17 protein-coding genes and 1 pseudogene are annotated in these 16,845 nt (G+C 68.5%); 8 read left to right on the top strand and 10 right to left on the bottom strand.

Annotation, left to right across the window (positions count from 1 at the left end; translation table 11 throughout):
- The first annotated feature begins 24 nt into the window (after positions 1-24).
- Positions 25-2,436, top strand: a complete 2,412-nt coding sequence (dapA, locus tag CW359_RS46680; protein ID WP_232838594.1) for a 4-hydroxy-tetrahydrodipicolinate synthase — start codon at positions 25-27, stop codon at positions 2,434-2,436.
- A 140-nt stretch (positions 2,437-2,576) separates the two neighbouring features.
- Here the strand turns inward: dapA and CW359_RS25735 are convergent, their stop codons facing one another.
- Positions 2,577-2,852, bottom strand: coding sequence for a hypothetical protein (locus CW359_RS25735; protein ID WP_105972501.1), 276 nt, complete (start codon positions 2,850-2,852; stop codon positions 2,577-2,579).
- A gap of 113 nt (positions 2,853-2,965) precedes the next feature.
- On the opposite strand from CW359_RS25735, the pseudogene CW359_RS47405 reads away from it, so the two are divergent.
- Positions 2,966-3,397, top strand: a pseudogene (locus CW359_RS47405) (hydantoinase/oxoprolinase family protein); the annotation flags it as partial.
- Between the two features lie 56 nt (positions 3,398-3,453).
- On the opposite strand, the gene CW359_RS25725 reads toward CW359_RS47405, so the two are convergent.
- From CW359_RS25725 to CW359_RS25715, 3 genes are all read right to left on the bottom strand, one after another.
- The gene (locus CW359_RS25725; protein WP_105972500.1) at positions 3,454-4,410 is read right to left on the bottom strand and encodes a TerC family protein; all 957 of its coding nucleotides are present in this window, start codon (positions 4,408-4,410) and stop codon (positions 3,454-3,456) included.
- Positions 4,411-4,641: 231 nt separating this feature from the next.
- Positions 4,642-5,145 carry an SgcJ/EcaC family oxidoreductase gene (locus CW359_RS25720; protein ID WP_105972499.1) on the bottom strand — a complete coding sequence of 168 codons (504 nt, stop codon included), beginning with the start codon at positions 5,143-5,145 and terminating at the stop codon, positions 4,642-4,644.
- A gap of 211 nt (positions 5,146-5,356) precedes the next feature.
- Complete coding sequence (locus tag CW359_RS25715) at positions 5,357-6,013, bottom strand: response regulator transcription factor (RefSeq protein ID WP_105972498.1); 657 nt, start codon at positions 6,011-6,013, stop codon at positions 5,357-5,359.
- An 89-nt stretch (positions 6,014-6,102) separates the two neighbouring features.
- On the opposite strand from CW359_RS25715, the gene CW359_RS25710 reads away from it, so the two are divergent.
- Positions 6,103-7,545, top strand: a complete 1,443-nt coding sequence (locus CW359_RS25710; protein WP_157968638.1) for an alpha/beta hydrolase domain-containing protein — start codon at positions 6,103-6,105, stop codon at positions 7,543-7,545.
- A 7-nt stretch (positions 7,546-7,552) separates the two neighbouring features.
- Here CW359_RS25710 and CW359_RS25705 read toward each other — a convergent pair whose 3' ends face one another.
- The 5 genes from CW359_RS25705 to CW359_RS25685 form a co-directional block, all read right to left on the bottom strand.
- Positions 7,553-9,178, bottom strand: a complete 1,626-nt coding sequence (locus CW359_RS25705; protein ID WP_105972496.1) for a CocE/NonD family hydrolase — start codon at positions 9,176-9,178, stop codon at positions 7,553-7,555.
- A 94-nt stretch (positions 9,179-9,272) separates the two neighbouring features.
- Complete coding sequence (locus CW359_RS25700) at positions 9,273-9,935, bottom strand: response regulator (protein WP_105972495.1); 663 nt, start codon at positions 9,933-9,935, stop codon at positions 9,273-9,275.
- Positions 9,932-11,329, bottom strand: a complete 1,398-nt coding sequence (locus CW359_RS25695) for a sensor histidine kinase (protein WP_198655386.1) — start codon at positions 11,327-11,329, stop codon at positions 9,932-9,934. Before CW359_RS25695 ends, CW359_RS25700 begins: the two co-directional genes overlap by 4 nt.
- Before the next feature lie 20 nt (positions 11,330-11,349).
- Complete coding sequence (locus CW359_RS25690) at positions 11,350-12,171, bottom strand: hypothetical protein (protein WP_105972494.1); 822 nt, start codon at positions 12,169-12,171, stop codon at positions 11,350-11,352.
- Positions 12,171-13,097, bottom strand: a complete 927-nt coding sequence (locus tag CW359_RS25685; protein ID WP_105972493.1) for an ABC transporter ATP-binding protein — start codon at positions 13,095-13,097, stop codon at positions 12,171-12,173. Before CW359_RS25685 ends, CW359_RS25690 begins: the two co-directional genes overlap by 1 nt.
- Positions 13,098-13,843: 746 nt before the next feature.
- Here CW359_RS25685 and CW359_RS25680 point away from each other — a divergent pair.
- From CW359_RS25680 to CW359_RS25660, 5 genes are all read left to right on the top strand, one after another.
- Positions 13,844-14,575, top strand: coding sequence for a winged helix-turn-helix transcriptional regulator (locus CW359_RS25680; RefSeq protein ID WP_157968637.1), 732 nt, complete (start codon positions 13,844-13,846; stop codon positions 14,573-14,575).
- A 122-nt stretch (positions 14,576-14,697) separates the two neighbouring features.
- A complete protein-coding gene (locus CW359_RS25675) occupies positions 14,698-15,090 on the top strand; it encodes a peptidase inhibitor family I36 protein (RefSeq protein WP_105972491.1) in 393 nt (130 codons plus the stop codon).
- A 50-nt stretch (positions 15,091-15,140) separates the two neighbouring features.
- Complete coding sequence (locus tag CW359_RS25670) at positions 15,141-15,512, top strand: hypothetical protein (RefSeq protein ID WP_105972490.1); 372 nt, start codon at positions 15,141-15,143, stop codon at positions 15,510-15,512.
- Between the two features lie 71 nt (positions 15,513-15,583).
- Positions 15,584-16,126 (top strand): hypothetical protein, encoded by a 543-nt coding sequence (locus tag CW359_RS25665; protein ID WP_105972489.1) that lies wholly within the window; start codon positions 15,584-15,586, stop codon positions 16,124-16,126.
- Positions 16,127-16,230: 104 nt separating this feature from the next.
- Positions 16,231-16,563, top strand: coding sequence for a peptidase inhibitor family I36 protein (locus CW359_RS25660; RefSeq protein WP_157968636.1), 333 nt, complete (start codon positions 16,231-16,233; stop codon positions 16,561-16,563).
- A gap of 82 nt (positions 16,564-16,645) precedes the next feature.
- On the opposite strand, the gene CW359_RS25655 is transcribed toward CW359_RS25660, so the two are convergent.
- Positions 16,646-16,845: RICIN domain-containing protein (locus CW359_RS25655; protein WP_198655385.1), on the bottom strand; the 200-nt coding region annotated here is incomplete at its 5' end.

The raw sequence follows: 16,845 nt of genomic DNA, 5'->3' as shown, positions 1-16,845 counted from the left end.
TCAGACTCAGAAGGAGTCCCCAGCATGTCGTCACAACTGAGCGGTGTCCTCACCGCCCTCGCCTCGCCCTTCGCGGCGGACGGGCAACTGGACGAGAAGACCCTGCGGCGCCTGGTCGACCGCAGCATCGAGGGCGGGGTCGACGGCGTCGTCGCCTGCGGATCCACGGGCGAGTTCGCGGCGATGAGCGCGGCGGAACGGCGACTGGTCGTCGAGACCGTCATCGACCAGGCGGCCGGACGGGTGCCGGTCATCGCCCAGACCGGTGCGGTGAGCACCCGGGAGGCGATCGAACTCTCCCGCCACGCGCAGGACGCCGGCGCATCGGTGCTGATGCTGGTCACCCCGTACTACGAGCCACTCACCCTCGACGAGACACTGCGCTATCTGCGCACCGTCGCCGACGCGGTCGACGTCCCGATCATGCTCTACAACCTCCCGGGCGCCACCGGCGTCAACCTCTCCCCGGAGACCGTCGGACAGCTCGCCCGTGAGGTCGAGAACATCCAGTACATCAAGGACACCAGCGCCGACATGGCCCAGGCCGGGCAGCTCATCCACGGCCACGGCGACGTCATCTCCACCTTCATCGGCTGGGACAGCCTCCTGCTGCAGGCCATCACCGAGGGTGCCGCCGGTGTCATGGCCGGCACCGCCAACGTGATGCCGGCTCAACTGGTCTCGATCCACCGCGCATTGCTCGACGGCGACCTCGTGCGGGCACGCGCCGAATGGGCCGCGATCTACCCGCTCATGGACGCGATCATGTCCGCCCCGTTCATCCCGGCGGTCAAGGCCGCGCTGAACGCGGCAGGAATCCCCGTCGGAGAGCCCCGCGAGCCGTTGGTCTGCCTCGACGCCGCCACGACCGCCAGGATCGCCGCCCTGGTCGAGACGCTCCCGCAGCCCCCCGCCCGCAAGGAGTCCCCGGTCATCACCACCGTCCGCACGTCCGGTGTGCGACGTGCCACGAAGGCGTCGCCTCTGATCACCGAGGCCGACCTGCCCCCGGCCCGGCACTTCGTCGACGGGAAGTTCCTCGACGGCGCGACCGACCGCGTCATCGAGGTGGTCGACCCGAGCACCGAGAAGGTCATCGCCCGGATACCCGAGGGCACCGTCGAGGACGTCGACCGGGCGGTCGATGCCGCGGTCGCGGCCAAGGGGGAGTGGGCGCGGCGAGTCCCCAAGGACCGGGCGGAAGTGCTGCACGCCATCGCCGACCGAGTCGCCGAGCACACCGACGTCCTGGTCAGGCTGGAGTCGGCCAACACCGGCAAGCCGCTCGCGGTGTCGCGGGACGACGTCGCCATGACCATCGACACCTTCCGTTTCATGGCCGGTGCCGTGCGCGCGACCACCTCGATGGCCGCCGGCGACTACGCCGAGAACCACCTCTCGGTCATCCTGCGCGAACCGCTCGGCGTGATCGGTGTCGTCACTCCGTGGAACTACCCCCTGCTCATGGCGGCCTGGAAGATCGCACCCATCCTCGCCGCCGGAAACACCCTCGTCCTCAAGCCCTCCGAGCAGACCCCGCTGACCACCCTGAAGTTCGCCGAAATCGTCGCCGATCTCCTGCCGCCCGGCGTGCTGAACGTCGTCAACGGATACGGCCCGACCGTGGGCGCCCGGCTCGCCGAACACCCGGACGTCGACATGATCGCCCTGACCGGCTCGGTCCCCAGCGGCCGAGCTGTCGCCCGGGCCGCCGCCGGCACCCTCAAGCGGGTCCACCTAGAACTCGGCGGCAAGGCTCCAGTCGTGATCTTCGAGGACGCTGACCTCACGGCCGCCGCTTCGTCCCTGCGCACCGCGAGCTTCTGGAACTCGGGCCAGGAATGCGGAGCTGCCTGCCGCGTCCTCATCCACGAGTCGGTCGCCGAGAAGTTCATCGAGCAACTGGTCGGAGAGGTCAAGTCCCTGCTCGTCGGTGAACCGGCTGCCGGCGAGGACGTCGAGGTGGGCCCCATGGTCTCGAAGGCTCACTTCGACCGCGTCACGGGCTACTTGAAGCGCGCGAAGGCCGAAGGTATCCGGGTGGTGACCGGAGGCGGCGCGATCGAGGGCCCGGGCTACTTCGTGGCCCCGACCGTCCTGGTCGACGTCCCCGAAGGCGCCGAAGCCGCACGCGAGGAGATCTTCGGCCCGGTCGTCACGGTCGAGACCTTCACCGACGAGGAGGAAGCCGTGCGACGCGCCAACGATGTCCCCCTCGGTCTGTCGGCGTCCGTGTGGACCGAGAACGCGCGCCGCAGCCACGACATCGCTGCGCGCCTCGACTTCGGAACCGTCTGGGTCAACTCCCATCTCGTGCTGGCCGGTGAAGTCCCGTGGGGCGGGTTCAAGGGTTCCGGATACGGCCGGGACCTGTCGATCTACGCCCTGGACGACTATTCGCGCACCAAGCACGTCATGCACAACCACGAGCGCTGATCCCGCCCTTCCGGCCTGCGCGGTCTCCACGCGCGGTGCCCGGGCATGCGGACAGAGGATTCCGGAGGTGAGAGGCAGCCGACGACCGCTGCCATGCTGTAAAGGGCTGACTCATCAGCATGCCCAGTCACTTGCACATTTCAGGGGGTTGCCGTGTCCGCGCCGGGGATCGTGTCGTCTTCGTCCGCTCCTTCCGCCCGCCCCGGAGCATCGCCCGCAGACGGTTCGGCGGTCTGGAAAGTGATCACCGGGAGTACGAGGCCGGCGACCGGGCCGGGATCGACGCACGGCTCGATCCTGATGCGACCGTCCGGGATTCGGCCGCCGAGCCGCTGCTGTTCGGGAAGGGGGACCTGGACCGGCTCCGGGACGAGCGGCCGACGGCGGGGGACGGGCCGGTCGAGGAGAAGCTCCACGCCTCCGAGCCTGTACCGGACGTCTTCGGTGATCTCGCCGTGCTGCGGTACCGGGTGCGAGTGGACTTCGCACGCGATGCGAACGCTGCGAGGCCGCGGCCTTCGACGTCTCCCTCGTCCTCGACGGGCGCCCGGACATCTCCAACGAGGGCACCGCCGAGGGATTCCCGGTCCTGGTGCCCCTCGTCAACCTTCACACCATCGGCGCGGGCGGTGGTTCGATCGCCCATGCGGAGGCCGACGGGCTTCGTGTCGGCCCGGAGTCGGCGGGCACCGTACCCGGCCCCGCCTGCTATGCGCGGGGCGGCACCCGGCCCACCGTGCCGAGCGCGATCGCGGACAGTACCCAGCCGATGCCGCCTTCGTCGATACTGAGGTCACCCGGTTGTGTCCCTTGCACACTGGCCTGGCCGGAACAACGGAGAGAGAGGGCCCGCCGCCTGGTCCGCCTGGCAGATCCGCCCCCGGTTTCCACGCAGGACACCCTTGCGCACCGACTTCGCCCCACCCCTGCCGACGGGCACGTTCCCTGGAGCAGACGCTGAACACGTTCAGCGTCGGGACGCGCGTCCTCCGTCCGGAGGTTCCGGCAGATGATCAGCTACGAGACCCGCTCCTCCTGCTTGCTGGAGGCCCTGAGGCTCGTGAAGGTCGTGACGGCGAGCACGAGCACGATGAAGCCGAGTGAGAACGGGATGCCGATCTCGGGGACATGGACGCCGGACTCGTGCAGCGCGTGCAGCACCAGTTTGACGCCGATGAAGCCGAGGATGATCGACAGGCCGTAGCTGAGGTGGACGAGCCTCTTGAGCAGGCCGCCGATGAGGAAGTACAGCTGGCGCAGGCCCATCAGGGCGAAGGCGTTGGCGGTGAAGACGATGTACGGGTCCTCGGTGAGGCCGTAGATGGCGGGGATGGAGTCGAGCGCGAACAGTACGTCGGTGGAGCCGATCGCGAGCATGACGACCAGCATCGGGGTCATGATCCGCTTGCCGTTCTCCTCGATGAACAGCTTGGTGCCGTGGTAGCGGTCGGCCACGCCGAAGCGCTTCTCGGCCATCTTGAGGAGCTTGTTCTCCTGATACTCCTCCTCGTGCGAGCCCTTCTTGGCGTCCTGGACGAGCTTCCAGGCGGTCCAGATGAGGAAGGCGCCGAAGAGGTAGAAGACCCAGGAGAACGTGGAGATGATCGCCGCGCCGGCCGCGATGAACCCGGCACGCAGCACCAGGGCCAGGAGCACGCCGACCATGAGGACCCGCTGCTGGTACTGCGTGGGCACGGCGAACTTCGCCATGATCAGGACGAAGACGAAGAGGTTGTCGACGCTGAGCGACTTCTCGGTGATGAACCCGGCGAAGAATTCACCGGCCGGTTTTCCGCCGCTGAAGACCAGCAGTCCGATACCGAAGAGACAGGCCAGTACGACCCAGACGACCGTCCAGATGCCGGCTTCCTTGATCGACACGTCGTGGGGCTTGCGGCCGATGAAGAAGTCGACTGCCACGAGCACGCAGAGCACTCCGACGGTCAGTGCCCAAGCGGCAAGAGACACATCCACTGTTCCTCCGGACATCGGTGGGGGTTCGACAGAACCCTGTCTTCCTCGGACGGCGCGCGCGTCCGGAGGTGGCAATGATCCACAACGAGGTTGCCTCAGCAGGGTTGGCGCGCGTGGGTAGTGCTAGTGCTCAACGGCAAGGGCGGGAGCTGTCTGTACTTTCGACCTCGCCGTCCTCGGACAACTGGTGCCGGACGACGGCGGGTCGGGGCCTGGCAGACGCGTGGCTGATCAGCCCTCGGGCATCGCCGAGGAGTGGTGGTTGACGATCAGCCACGTCCCGTTGCGCTTCTCGTACTCGTAGGTGTAGCGGGCCTCGACCACGCGCTTCGCGCCCGTCTCCGGGTCGGTCAGGGCGAACTCGTAGACGCCGGTGTCGATCGCGGAGTTGCTGTCGAGCACGTTGACGATCGTCTGGACCTTCTTGCCGACCGGCTTGTTCGGGAGGAAGTGCTCGAAGTAGTCGACGATGCCGGCGCGGTCGGTGCGGACCTTGTTCGAGACCGTGGGCAGGAGGACCGCGTCCTTGGCGTAGCGGTCCGCGACCTTCTTCGGGTCGCCCGTCTGCAGGGCCTTGTTCCAGCCGTCGAACAGAGCGGCGATCTGCTTCTTCGTCGGCTTGGCGGAGTAACCGGCTTCTTGGCCGGCCGAGCTGACACCGGCGGTCACCGTGGCCGCGGTGGCGACGGCAGCGGCTGTGACGAGAGCGGCGCGTATGCGGGTCTTGTTGGTCATCGCAACTCCATTGCGGTTGGAACGGGTTACTCCCTTCGCGTCCTCCGCGGTGGAAGTGACTCCAGAATCACCCGCGGCTGGTTAGCGACCGTCCAAGAGGCATGCAACCAACGGCCAGGACATCTCCAATTCGCTTTGAGTATCGGTGTTGATGTTCTTCCGGTTCGGCTGTGGTGGATGTGTCCGGAGCTGTCTACTGAAGCACCGGCCTTCACCGCACCCGATATCCGACGCCGGCCACTGTCTCGACCACCTGCGGCTCCCCGAGCTTCTTGCGCAGCTTCATCACGGTGACGCGGACGGTGTTGGTGAACGGGTCGATGTTCTCGTCCCATGCCTTCTCCAGCAGTTGTTCGGCGGAGACCACCGCGCCCTCGGCGAGCAGGAGTTCGGTGAGGACGGCGAACTCCTTGTTCGCCAGGCGGAGCCGCTGTCCGTCCCGGAAGGCCTCCCGCTGGGCGGGATCGACCCGCAGGCCCGACCGTTCCAGTACCGGGGGAGCGGCGGGCCGGGCGCGTCGGGCGAGCGCGTGCACACGGGCCGTCAGTTCCGTGAGCGCGAACGGCTTGGGCAGGTAGTCGTCGGCGCCCAGGGCCAGTCCGCTGACCCGGTCATCGACCGTCGCGGCAGCGGTCACCATCAGCACCCGGGTCGAGGCCATGGAGTCGGCAACCACACGGCACACCGCATCGCCGTGCACCCTGGGCAGATCCCGGTCCAGCACGAGGACGTCGTACGCGTGCACCTGGAGATGTTCCAGCGCCTGAGCCCCGTCGTACACCACGTCGACGGCGAAAGCCTTCCGCCGCAGCCATTCGGCGACCGCGTCGGCCAGGACTCTCTCGTCCTCGGCTATCAGGACGCGCACCTTGTGCCTCCCTCTTCGGTGGTTACGCCCCGGTTATCCAGGTCTGTGTTGACTTGTAACGACCTCGGGGACTGGAGGAAGGGAACGACATGAGAACGTCCAGGAAGAAGAGCGTGTGCGTGGTGATCGGGCTGGCCTGTCTGACGGTGGGCCTGCCGACCGCACCGGCGTCGGCGGCGCCGCCGTCCGCCGTGGCGAGCGCGATCGCGTACAAGGCCGCCGCCCTGCCGACGGCGGTCACGGCGCCCCCGGAGGGCAACGGCAAGGCCTTCCACCACAACCCGATCATCGACTACAGCGGCAAGCTCCAACTCCCCGCGAACTACACGGAGGAGGAGCTCCTGGTCTCCGGCACCGCCGACGTGTACGAGCACGGCGCCGACGGTGACGTACGCGTCAAGGAGTCCGACGTCCCCTACACGACCCGGGTGCTGGTGCGGATGCCCAAGGACCCCGGAGACTTCAGCGGCAATGTCCACCTGGAGGCGGGACCCTCCGGCCTGGACGGCTTGTCCCGCTCCGCCGACAAGGTGTTCGCCGACGGCGATGCCTGGGTCACCGTCCTCACCCATGCGTTGTCCTCCTCCACGCAGCGCATGAAGACGGCCGACCCGGTCCGCTACGACGCCCTGAGCCTCCCGGAGTTCGGCCAGAACTGGGACATCCTCAGCCAGGTGGGGCGGCTGCTGAAGACCCGTACCGCCGACAACCCGCTGAACGGCTACGGGGTTCGGAAGGTGTACGCCAACGGCTGGGCCTTCGCTGCCTCGGTCTGGCTGACGTACACCGGCGAGGGCTTCCACGACCGTCTGCGCATGCCCGGCGGCCGTCCGATCTTCGACGGCTACCTGATCGGGAACGCAGGCGACTACCAGCCGGTCAACTCGACCGCACCGGCCGTCGCCAAGGACGATCCACGCCAGAAGGTGCGCGATCTCGACGTCCCGGTCGTCGTGCTCCTCACCGGCCCCCAGGATGACAACCGCCGCCGTCCGGACGGCCCCGGCTACCGGGTCTACGAGGTCGCAGGCGCCTCGACCGCAGCCCCGCGCGCGGCCCGCGCCTATGGTCAGACTCCGGAGTCCTTCCTCACCACCGGCCCCTTCGCCTGTGACTACGACGTCAGCCGCTTCCCCTTCAACCAGTTCTTCCAGTCCTCGCTGACCCGTCTGGAGAACTGGTCCGACAAGCGCGAAACCCCGCCGCCCTCCCAGCAGTTCGAGCGCAACGCCGACGGCACCGCGAAGCTCGACGCGTACGGCATTCCTCTCGGTGGTGTCCGATCCACCTATACCGATCTGCCCACCGCCCGCTACTTCGCCAACTCCACCGACCAGCGCTACTCGATCTGTGCCAGCGCGGGAGCCCAGGAGCCTCTCACGCAGGAGCAGTTGAAGTCGCTCTACGGGAGTAAGGCGTCCTACGTGAAGAAGGTCGTCCGGGAGGCGAACCGGCTGGAGCGGCAGGGCTGGCTGCTGCCGGACGACGCGCGGGAGATCCGGCAGGAGGCGAAGGCCGTCGCCGACTTCTGACGTCACGTCAGTCTCCCCGCCGTACCGGCAGGACCACTGCTGAAGGGTGGTCCGGGTCATGGAAGACCAACTGGTCGGCGGGGACCAGGGCGGTCGCCGTCGCCCTCGGCTCGCCGGAGCCGGGGTTGCGGTTGTAGCGCGGGAAGGCGCCGCTGGAGACCTGGACGCGGATGCGGTGACCGCGCCGGAACCGGTACGCCGTCGGCCACAGCCGCACCTCGGCCCGGGAGAGCGTGTCGGCGCCGGTGAGGCTCACCAGCCCGTCGCACACATTGGTCGAGCGGCCCTTCTCGTCGACGTCGCACAGGCGGACGAAGACATCGGAGTACGGCAGGGAGGAGCTGAACCAGATCTCGGCGCTCACCTCGCCGATCACCTCCGCGTCCTGTTCCAGTGCTTCGGTGGTGTATGTCAACACGTCCTCTCTGGCTTCGAGTTGACGGTTGTCGACCCGGCCCGCCCTGACTCCGACGGCCATCCGGACACCACCGACGGCCGGGGTCGGGTCGGCCGGGTCGTAGGTGTAGCCGTCCGCTGCCGAGGAGACGGGCGGCTCCGCGGACAGCACCCCGCCGGGGTGGAGGCGCAGCCGCTTCGGCTCGTACCCGGGCGGCGGCCAGGAGGCGAAGTCCCGCCACCGCTCCTCGCCCATCACGTACAGGCGTACGGCGGCTTTCTCCTCCGGCTGCTCGCCGCGTGCGAGCGGCAGCGCGAAGTCGAGGGCCTCGGCGGTCGCCGCCGCGCTCGCGCCCATGGAGATGTGGGACCACGGGCCGACGGTGAGCCGGGCCGTTCTTCTCCCGGCCTTCTGGAGCTCCTGGAAGTCGCGGAGTTGGCCGGGCAGGAAGATGTCGTACCAGCCGCCGACCGTGCTGACCGGCACCGTGATGTCGGAGACCCGGGCGCGGTGGTCGGCCGGCTGCCAGAAGGGGGCGTCGGCGTCATGGGCCAGGACGTTCTGGAAGTAGGGCGACGGGTGGCCGAGGACGGCCGAGTCGGCGTCCGTGAGCGGCAGTGTCGTCATCGCCCGGCGCACTTTCCCCGCGCCGAGAAACTGTCCCAGCCGTGAGCTCTGCCGTTCTTGGCCGGCCACCTGCACGCCCCAGCCGAACGGCGCCTCCAGAGAGAAGCCGTCGGTCCTCAACTGCTCCAGGGTGAAAGCCGATTCTGACAGTGACGGCAGGATCGCCCGCACCCGGTCCGGTACGGCGTCGGCGACCGCCCACTGGACGAAGCCGAGGTAGCTGCCGCCGAACAGGACGACCCCCTCGCCGCACCAGGACCGGGCGAGCAGCCAGTCCAGGGTGTCGAGGCCGTCCTCGCGCTCCCGGCGCAGCGGGTCGAAGTCGCCGCCGGAGCCGAAAGTGCCGCGGGTGGACTGCACGACGACCTGGTAGCCGCGCTCGGCGAGCGGGCGGGCGAGCTGGGTGGCGATCATGCCGGTGCGGCCGTATGGGCTGCGGAGCAGGGCGGTGGGCAGGCCGTCGCCGCCCAGGCTCGGGATCCACCGGTCCGCGAGCAGGACGGTGCCGTCCCGCATTGTCACCGGGCGGTCGCGTTCGACGGTCAGGCGGCGGGTGCGGGGTGGGGAGAGGTGGAGCAGGCGTTGCAGAGCGTGGCTGGCGAGGCTCATGTGAGGTCCTTGCGGGTCGGTGGGTGAATAGGGGCATGGCTCCGCCACGGCCCGGCGGGAAGTGACGGCGAACGGGGTTGGTGCGGGGGTGAGTTCAGTCGATCCGCGGCTGGACCAGGCCGGCGTCGTATGCCAGGATCACGGCCTGGACGCGGTCGCGGGCACCGAGTTTGGCGAGAACCCGGCCGACGTGCTTCTTCACCGTCGATTCCGTCAGCACGAGCCGGTCGGCGATCTCGGTGTTGGTCCAGCCCCGGGCGATGGCGAGCAGCACCTCGTGCTCGCGTTCGCTGAGCGCGCTCAGGCGAGGGTCGGCCGCTGTTCCGGGGGAGAAGAGCCGGTGGGCGTGGGCGTCCAGGAGGCGCCGGGTGAGGCGGGGGGCCACCACCGCGTCCCCGGTGGCCACCGCGTTGATGCCGGCGATGAGTTCCTCAGGGCGGGCGTCCTTGAGGAGGAAGCCGCTGGCTCCGGCCCGCAGGCCGGCGTGCGCGTACTCGTCGAGGTCGAAGGTGGTGAGGATCAGGACGCGGGTGCGGCCGCCGGCGGCGACGATGCGGCGGGTGGCCTCTATGCCGTCCATGCCGGGCATGCGGATGTCCATCAGGGCGACGTCCGGGCGTAGTTCGGCGGCCATGCGGACCGCTTCCGCGCCATGTCCGGCCTCGCCGACGCACTCCATGCCGGGGGCGCTCCTGAGCAGCATCCGGAAGCCGAAGCGCTGCATGGGCTGGTCGTCGACGATCAGGACGGTGGTCATGAGGGCTGGCCTCCCGAGGCCGAGGCCGGAGCAGGGGCAAGAGCAGCGGACTCGCCGGGAGCCTCGGACTCCGGTACGTCCAGCGTGACGTCCAGGAGCCAGCCGGGCCGGTCGGTGCGAGGGCCCGCGGTGACCGTACCGCCGTACATCGCGGACCGCTGGTGGATGCCCACCAGACCGTGCCCGGACCCGTCGCCGCCGGGGCGCGCCGACGGCGCCCCCGTGGGCGGGCCCGTGTCGGCGATCCGGACGCGGATGCCGGCCGGGCCGGCGGCCACGGTCGTCTCGGCCTTCGTACCCGGGCCGGCGTGCTTGAGGGTGTTGGTCAGCGCTTCCTGCACGATGCGGTAGACGGTCAGTTGCACTCCGCTTCCCAGCGGGGCGAGGTCTCCCTCCGTGCGGTAGGAGACGGCCACTCCGGCGGCACGTACCCGAGACAGCAGCGTATGCAGGTCGCCGAGGCCGGGCTGCGGGCCGAGCGGCGGCTCTTCCTGCCGCCGTGAACCCAACACCCCCAGGACTCGGCGGAGTTCGTCCATCGCCTGCCGGCCCGTGTCGCCGATCATGCGCAGTGCCTCGGAGGTGTCGTCGTCTTGGTGCGCGCTGAGCGAGGCGGCGCCGTCGGCCAGGCCGACGATGACGGAGAGGTTGTGGCCGACGATGTCGTGCATCTCCCGGGCCACCCGGGAGCGTTCGGCAGCCGCGGTGATCTGCATGCGTTGGTCCCGCTCGATCTCCAGCCGGGCCGACCGCTCCTTGAGCGCCGCCAGGTACACCCGCTGGATACGCAGCGCCAGCCCCAGGGCGACCGCGGCGATCACCTGGCTGACCAGGAGCAGCAGCCCCAGCCAGGGCTGCTGGGTGGGGAGCAGGAACCAGACCGCCAGGCACATCTCGACGAGCGCCACCGCCGTCGCCCGGCCCAGCATCCGCAGCGGCCCGTGCAGCGCCAGGTTGTGCAGGGCGGCGAGCAGACAGGCGGCGGCCAGCAGCCATAGATCCAGCGCCCACGGCACTACGGCGAACGCGGCGACGACACCGAACACGACGGCCGGTTTCCGGCGCCGCCACCACAGCGGTACGACCATGACGGCGGTGACGACCACCAGCAGCCCGACCGGCAGCGCCGCATGCGCCGCCGAGGTCTCGAACGGACCGCTGTCGTCACCGAACAGCACGTCCAGCAGCGTCACGGCGACGATGACCGGCAGGACCAGCGAGTCGAACAGCCATCGGTGCCGCCGGTCTATCCGGCGCACCCGGGCCTGCGCCCGCAGCATGCGGCCCACCACGGGGAGCCGCCAGGCCGACTCAAGGCCCGCGGGCGGGGGCTGCCCGGGTCCGGCCGGGGAGTGGTCGGCCGGACCCGGAGTCCTCGGCGTGCTGCTCGTCATCTGCGTACCGTCCACTCGGGTCAGGCGTCGGTCCGGGTCAGCCGGACGCCGGCCATGGTCAGCGTCAGCACCGCCCATCCGGCGAGCGCGGCCAGAGCGGCACCGGGGGCGAGCAGATCCGCCGAGCCGTGCAGGGCCGTCAGCGACTCGCCGGCCTTGCTGGGCAGGTACGGGGTGACGGCGTCGCCCACCGAGTCCGGCAGCAGCGAGGTCAGGCCCGGCACGATGAGCAGCACGGACACCAGCACGGCGATGCCGGACGGGGTGGACCGAAGCAGCGCGCCCAGGGCCACGCCCCACACGCCGATCAGCCCCAGGTAGAGACCGGCACCGGTGAGGGCGCGCAGCACCCCGTCGTCCCCGAGGGCGAGCGTGATGTCAGTGTCCTTGAGGGTGAGGCCGCCGAGTTGGAAGGCGGCCAGGGCACCCGCCGCGGTCACGCCGGCCGTGACGACGCCGAGGACGAGGCCCTTCGACCACAGCACCGGAAGCCGTTTCGGTACGGCCGCCAGCGTGGAGCGGATCATGCCCGTACTGTACTCACCGGCCGAGACCAGGACGCCGAGCACTCCGACGGCGAGGGCGGCGAAGGTCATGCCGGTCAGCGCGAGGGCGACCGGGCTGTCGCCGAGGGGTGGTCCGCCGGTGTCGGCGGTGCCGGGGCTGTAGGCCGCCGACGCGATGGTCCCGATCGCGACCAGGACGACCACGGACAGGCCGAGGGTGACCCAACTCGAGCGTACGGACCAGAACTTGCTCCACTCCGAGCGCAGCACCCGCCACACGGTGACCCTGTACGGGGCCCGATCGCCCTGGCGGGAGGTGATGGTCGTGGTGGTCATCAGGCTGCCTTCAGGGTGGTGGCGGTGGAGCTTTGGTACTCCACCACGTCGCTGGTCAGTTCCATGAACGCCTCCTCCAAGGAGACGGTCTGCGGGGTGAGTTCGTAGAGGGGGATGCCATGCTGCGCGGCCGTCACGCCGATCCGGCGGGAGTCCATGCCGTCGACCACAAGCTCCTGCGCGTCGGTGGACGTGATGGTGACTTCCGGCCCGGACAGTGCGGCCCGCAACCGCTCCGGCTCGGTGGTGGCGACCTTCACACCCCGTCCCCCGGCTCGCTGGATGAACTCCTCGACCGTGGTGTCGGCGAGCAGTCGGCCCCGGCCGATGACGACAAGCTGGTCGGCGATCAGCGCGGTCTCGCTCATCAGATGCGAGGACAGCATGACCGTACGGCCTTCCGCGGCGAGCCCGGACAGCAGGTTGCGCACCCACAACACCCCTTCCGGGTCAAGCCCGTTGACCGGCTCGTCGAGCATGATGATCTCCGGGTCGCCGAGCAGCGCGGCGGCGATGCCGAGCCGCTGGCCCATGCCCAGGGAGAAGGCACCGGCCCGTTTGTGGGCCACGCTCGTGAGGCCGGCCAGTTCGATGACCTCGTCGACGCGGTGGCGCGGGATGCCGTGGGTGTGGGCGAGGGCCATCAGGTGGGCGAGGGCGGTCCGGCCGGGGTGGACCGAGCGCGCCTCCAGCAGTGAGCCGATCTCCTGCAGGGGCGCGCGGTGTTGGGCGTACCGCTTGCTGTTCACGGTCACTGTTCCGCTGGTGGGCCGGTCCAGGCCGATGATCATGCGCATGGTCGTGGACTTGCCGGCTCCGTTGGGTCCGAGGAAGCCGGTCACGCGGCCCGGACGGACGGTGAAGGTCAGGTTGTCGACGGCTGTCTTGTCGCCGTAGCGCTTGGTGAGTTGCTGTACTTCGATCACGGGTGCCGGTCCTCCAGGGCGCCGATCTGTCCGCGCGAATCGACGGGCGGTCCGCCTTCGCGTCACGGCCACTGCTCGGCCGTGGCACCAAGCTAGGCGCGGATCGGGCGGGCTCCCTGGGGCCAAGGGGGACTTTGTTGGGTGCGGAAGTGGTACTGCGGTACCAGTGCGGTGTTCGGCCAAGGCCATGTGCTTGAGGGGAGTTGTACCGCTTCCCATGAAGAAGAGGATCCGCATCGAGGGTAGGGCTGCCATCGCTCCCTCTCGATATCGTCCAGTGGGCACCCGAAGCTCTGGGCGTCCGAACTCATCTTGAGTCTCGCGAAAAGCACGAGGCAATACCCTGCGCCCGCCGGGCGACGTCGCCCGGCGGCCAGCCGTACGGGTACGTGTCCGACACGCGAATTTCCGTCGACCGGGTCCGCGCCCGGTCCCTGGTCCGATACCTCAAGCCCTGGTGAAGTACCCCGACCAGAGGAACTCTTGTGAAGTCTTTACTCAAGTCGGCTCAGCGGCAGACGGCAGGGTCGGCGATCTCACGGATTCTCGCTGTAGATTTTTTTGATCCCCGTCTGATAATCCTGTGAAGCGCCTTTGAAGCGTTACGGCTTCGCTGGGCGCGGTGAGCGCCATTGTGGTGCTGATCCGATCGATTGAGTCCCCCAATGTCCCGCCCCCCCACGCGAGCGGTCCTTCTCCTTGTCGGCGTCTCGCCGGGGCCATCTCGACATGAACCGGTGAACCAGATGGGTACAACCCCCGCTTCGACGTCCAGCGGCCACAAGCCAGCACTGGTCTTCGTAGCTCACCACAAGCGCTCTCAGGAGACGCTTTTGTGCCGGCAGCTTCGATCTCAGGGCCTGCGGGTCGCGGCACTCCGTTCCGGAGACGATGCCTACCTGCTGCGGCAGATTCACGATTGCACGCCGGATGTGGTGCTCCTGGCGGTCGAGTCGTCCAGGAGCACGTCCAGCGCTGTCACGCTGGCGCAGGGTCTACGGAGTGAGCCACTCCGGCCCGGCATCCTCTTTCTGGTCGACGGCCCGTGCCGGGCCGCGGATCTCAGCCTCGGCGACGACCACGCGCACGAGGGCTGTTCGCCCGGCGAGCTGGCCCTCCGTATCGAGGTGATGCTGGCCAGGCAGTCGCCAGAGGTGTCTCGTGCACCCGGACGAAGACCTCTCCCACCAGGGTTCCAGGTTCTGGCGGACCACCGGCGAGTCCTGCTCCACGGTCAGGATGTCCAGCTCACCGCGACGGAGTTCGACATCCTCCACGTACTGATGGAACGCGCAGGTCAGGTGGTGTCGAAGGGGGAGATCCTGGACTGTGTCTGGCACCACGATTTCAATGGCGAATCGAACATCGTCGAGGCGTACATCTGCAACCTGCGCCGCAAGCTCACGGACTCGTCCCGCACGCTCATCGTCACCGTGCGAGGCATCGGCTACCGGCTGGCCTGTGACGAGCAGTCCTGACCGGCTGGTTCCGCGTCCTTCCCGATGGCTCGTCAGATATCCCTTAATCCTCCTTTAAGGGTTCTCGCCTCGCAGCGTGTTGGAGTACTCACGTCAACCAGGCATCGAAAGGAGCCAGCTCTGTGAGACCCACTAGAGCCCTGACCGCGGCCGCCGGAACCGTCATCGCCGCGGCCGCCCTGATCGCGGGTACGGCGACGCCGTCCGCCGCGGCAGTGTCCGACTGCCCCGACTTCGGCGTCGTCTGCGCCTTCAAGGACGTCAACTACGGAGGAAAGCCGGTGTGGACCGAGAGCCGCCCCGGCTACTACAGCTTCACCGGTTCGATCCGGGGAACCACCTCGGTCATCAACCGAACCGCGTACAAGATCCGGATCGTCGGGTCCAACCAGTTCCTGGGTTACTGCATCAGCCGGGGCAAGGCGGTCCGTGACCTGCCGGACGGCTTCGACGACAAGCTGAGTGTCATCGAGATCGATCCGCCCGCCAGTTCCACCTGCGACTACACCTTCTGAGGCCGATGACCATGGGACACATCTCGCGAAGCGGTTCGCGGAGACTGCGGGTGCGCACTGCGCTCGCGGGCTTCATAGCCGTGGCCGGTCTGGTCGGGCTCGCCGCGGCCCCTGCTTCCGCCGCCCCCTACGACGACTGCAAAGGCCTGCGTCTGGTCTGTGTCTTCGAGCACCCGGGCCACGGTGGGCAGGCCGTGTGGACCGCTGCTGAGGACGGCACCTACCGCATCAACTACCGCACGCGTACGACTGGTTCGAGCATCACCAACTTCACGGGGCGCTTCATTCACGTCAAGCCGTACGGCGGCGGCCAGGCCTGCTACGTCGGCATCGGCCGCGAGGCCGATCTGCGCGCCCCGGTGAACGACAACATCGGCGAAATCATCGTGACCAGCTGGAACGGCGGCTTCCCGGCCTGCTGACGCCGCGACGTGTCACAGCGCTCTGGAGCGCACTCCCGTATGCACATCCTTCGACTCCTCAGGAGACATGAATGAAGGCCATGACCCCCCACGTCCCCAAAGCCCTCCGTGTGGTCCTGACGGGCGGTGTTCTCACCGGCGTCGCCCTGACAGGACTGGCGGTGCCCGCCCAGGCGGCCACGACGGCCGACTGCAGCAGCTTCAAGCGGGTCTCGGTGATCAGCAAGCGCGAGATCCTCAACCCCGTCGCCAGCGGCGAGCTGCGCAACGGAACCAGTGAGACACAGATGCTGGTCATCGAACGGTCGATCATTGACAAGCGCACCACGAGCAAGGAGTTCCGTACCGAGTGGAAGCTCTTCGAGGGCGCGTTCACGGCCGGCGTCTCCAGGTCGGTTGTCGAGGAGCACACCATCAGCGGTGTTCAGCAGGCCCGGATCTCGGTGCCCGCCAGGCGAGTGGTCGCGGTCACGGGCTCCATCCGCACCTGGCGTGTGGAGAGCGAGGTGACCACCCGCAACAGCAACTGCAGCTACAGCACCCGCCGCGTCACGGGTGACGTGGCCACCACGGACGACATGGTCTGGAATCCCCGCGACATCGGTCCCGCGTGACGGGACCTGCGTCCGAAGGTCCGCAAGGAATCCGCCCCGACCCAGAGAGCACCTCAATGAAGAAGAAGCTCGCGTACCCCCTCGTTGTCGCATTCGGCATGTGCATGACAGTTCTTGGGTTCGGCGCGCCCGCCGCCCAGGCCAAGGCGTCCGACTGCAAGCAGGCTCAGTTCTGCTTCTTCGCCGACTCGAACTTCGAGGGGCAGAAGACGTTCTGGTGGGACAACGGGGTCCCGCTGTCGACGAAGCTGGACGTCAGATCGTTCGACGTCTCACGGACCGCTTCGTCGGTCATCAACAACACGCCGTACTACGGCCACATCTGGAACGCCTCGGGTGCGCACCGCTGCCTGCCCCCCGGCTACACGTTCAAGTTCGTGGGCAACGACTACAACGACAAGATCACCCACTTCGGTCTCTACACCGACTGGTGCTGAGCCATCCGCCCAGTGAGTTCTGAACGGGTGTGCACGGCCATAGTCCGTACACACCCGTTCAGGTGATGTTCGTGTCGGTGGTTCAGTCCTTTCCGGCGAGCCGCCAGATCTGGTTCTTCTTGGTGGTCAGCGTGGATCCCGTGTCACAGGTCCATTGGTGGACCTTGGCGCCGGTGGCGGTGGAGATGCCGCTGACGTCCACGCACTTGCCGCTGTTGACGGCGACGAGCTGGTAGTCGTGGCTGTTGCCCAGCGCGGTCACGGCGTTCAGTGTGAAGCGCT

The sequence above is a fragment of the Streptomyces geranii genome, from assembly GCF_002954775.1.
In the GTDB taxonomy this organism is placed as follows: Bacteria; Actinomycetota; Actinomycetes; order Streptomycetales; family Streptomycetaceae; genus Streptomyces; species Streptomyces geranii.
The sequence above is the reverse complement of the archived record's forward strand: the minus strand, read 5'-3'. Positions and strand labels throughout refer to the sequence as shown.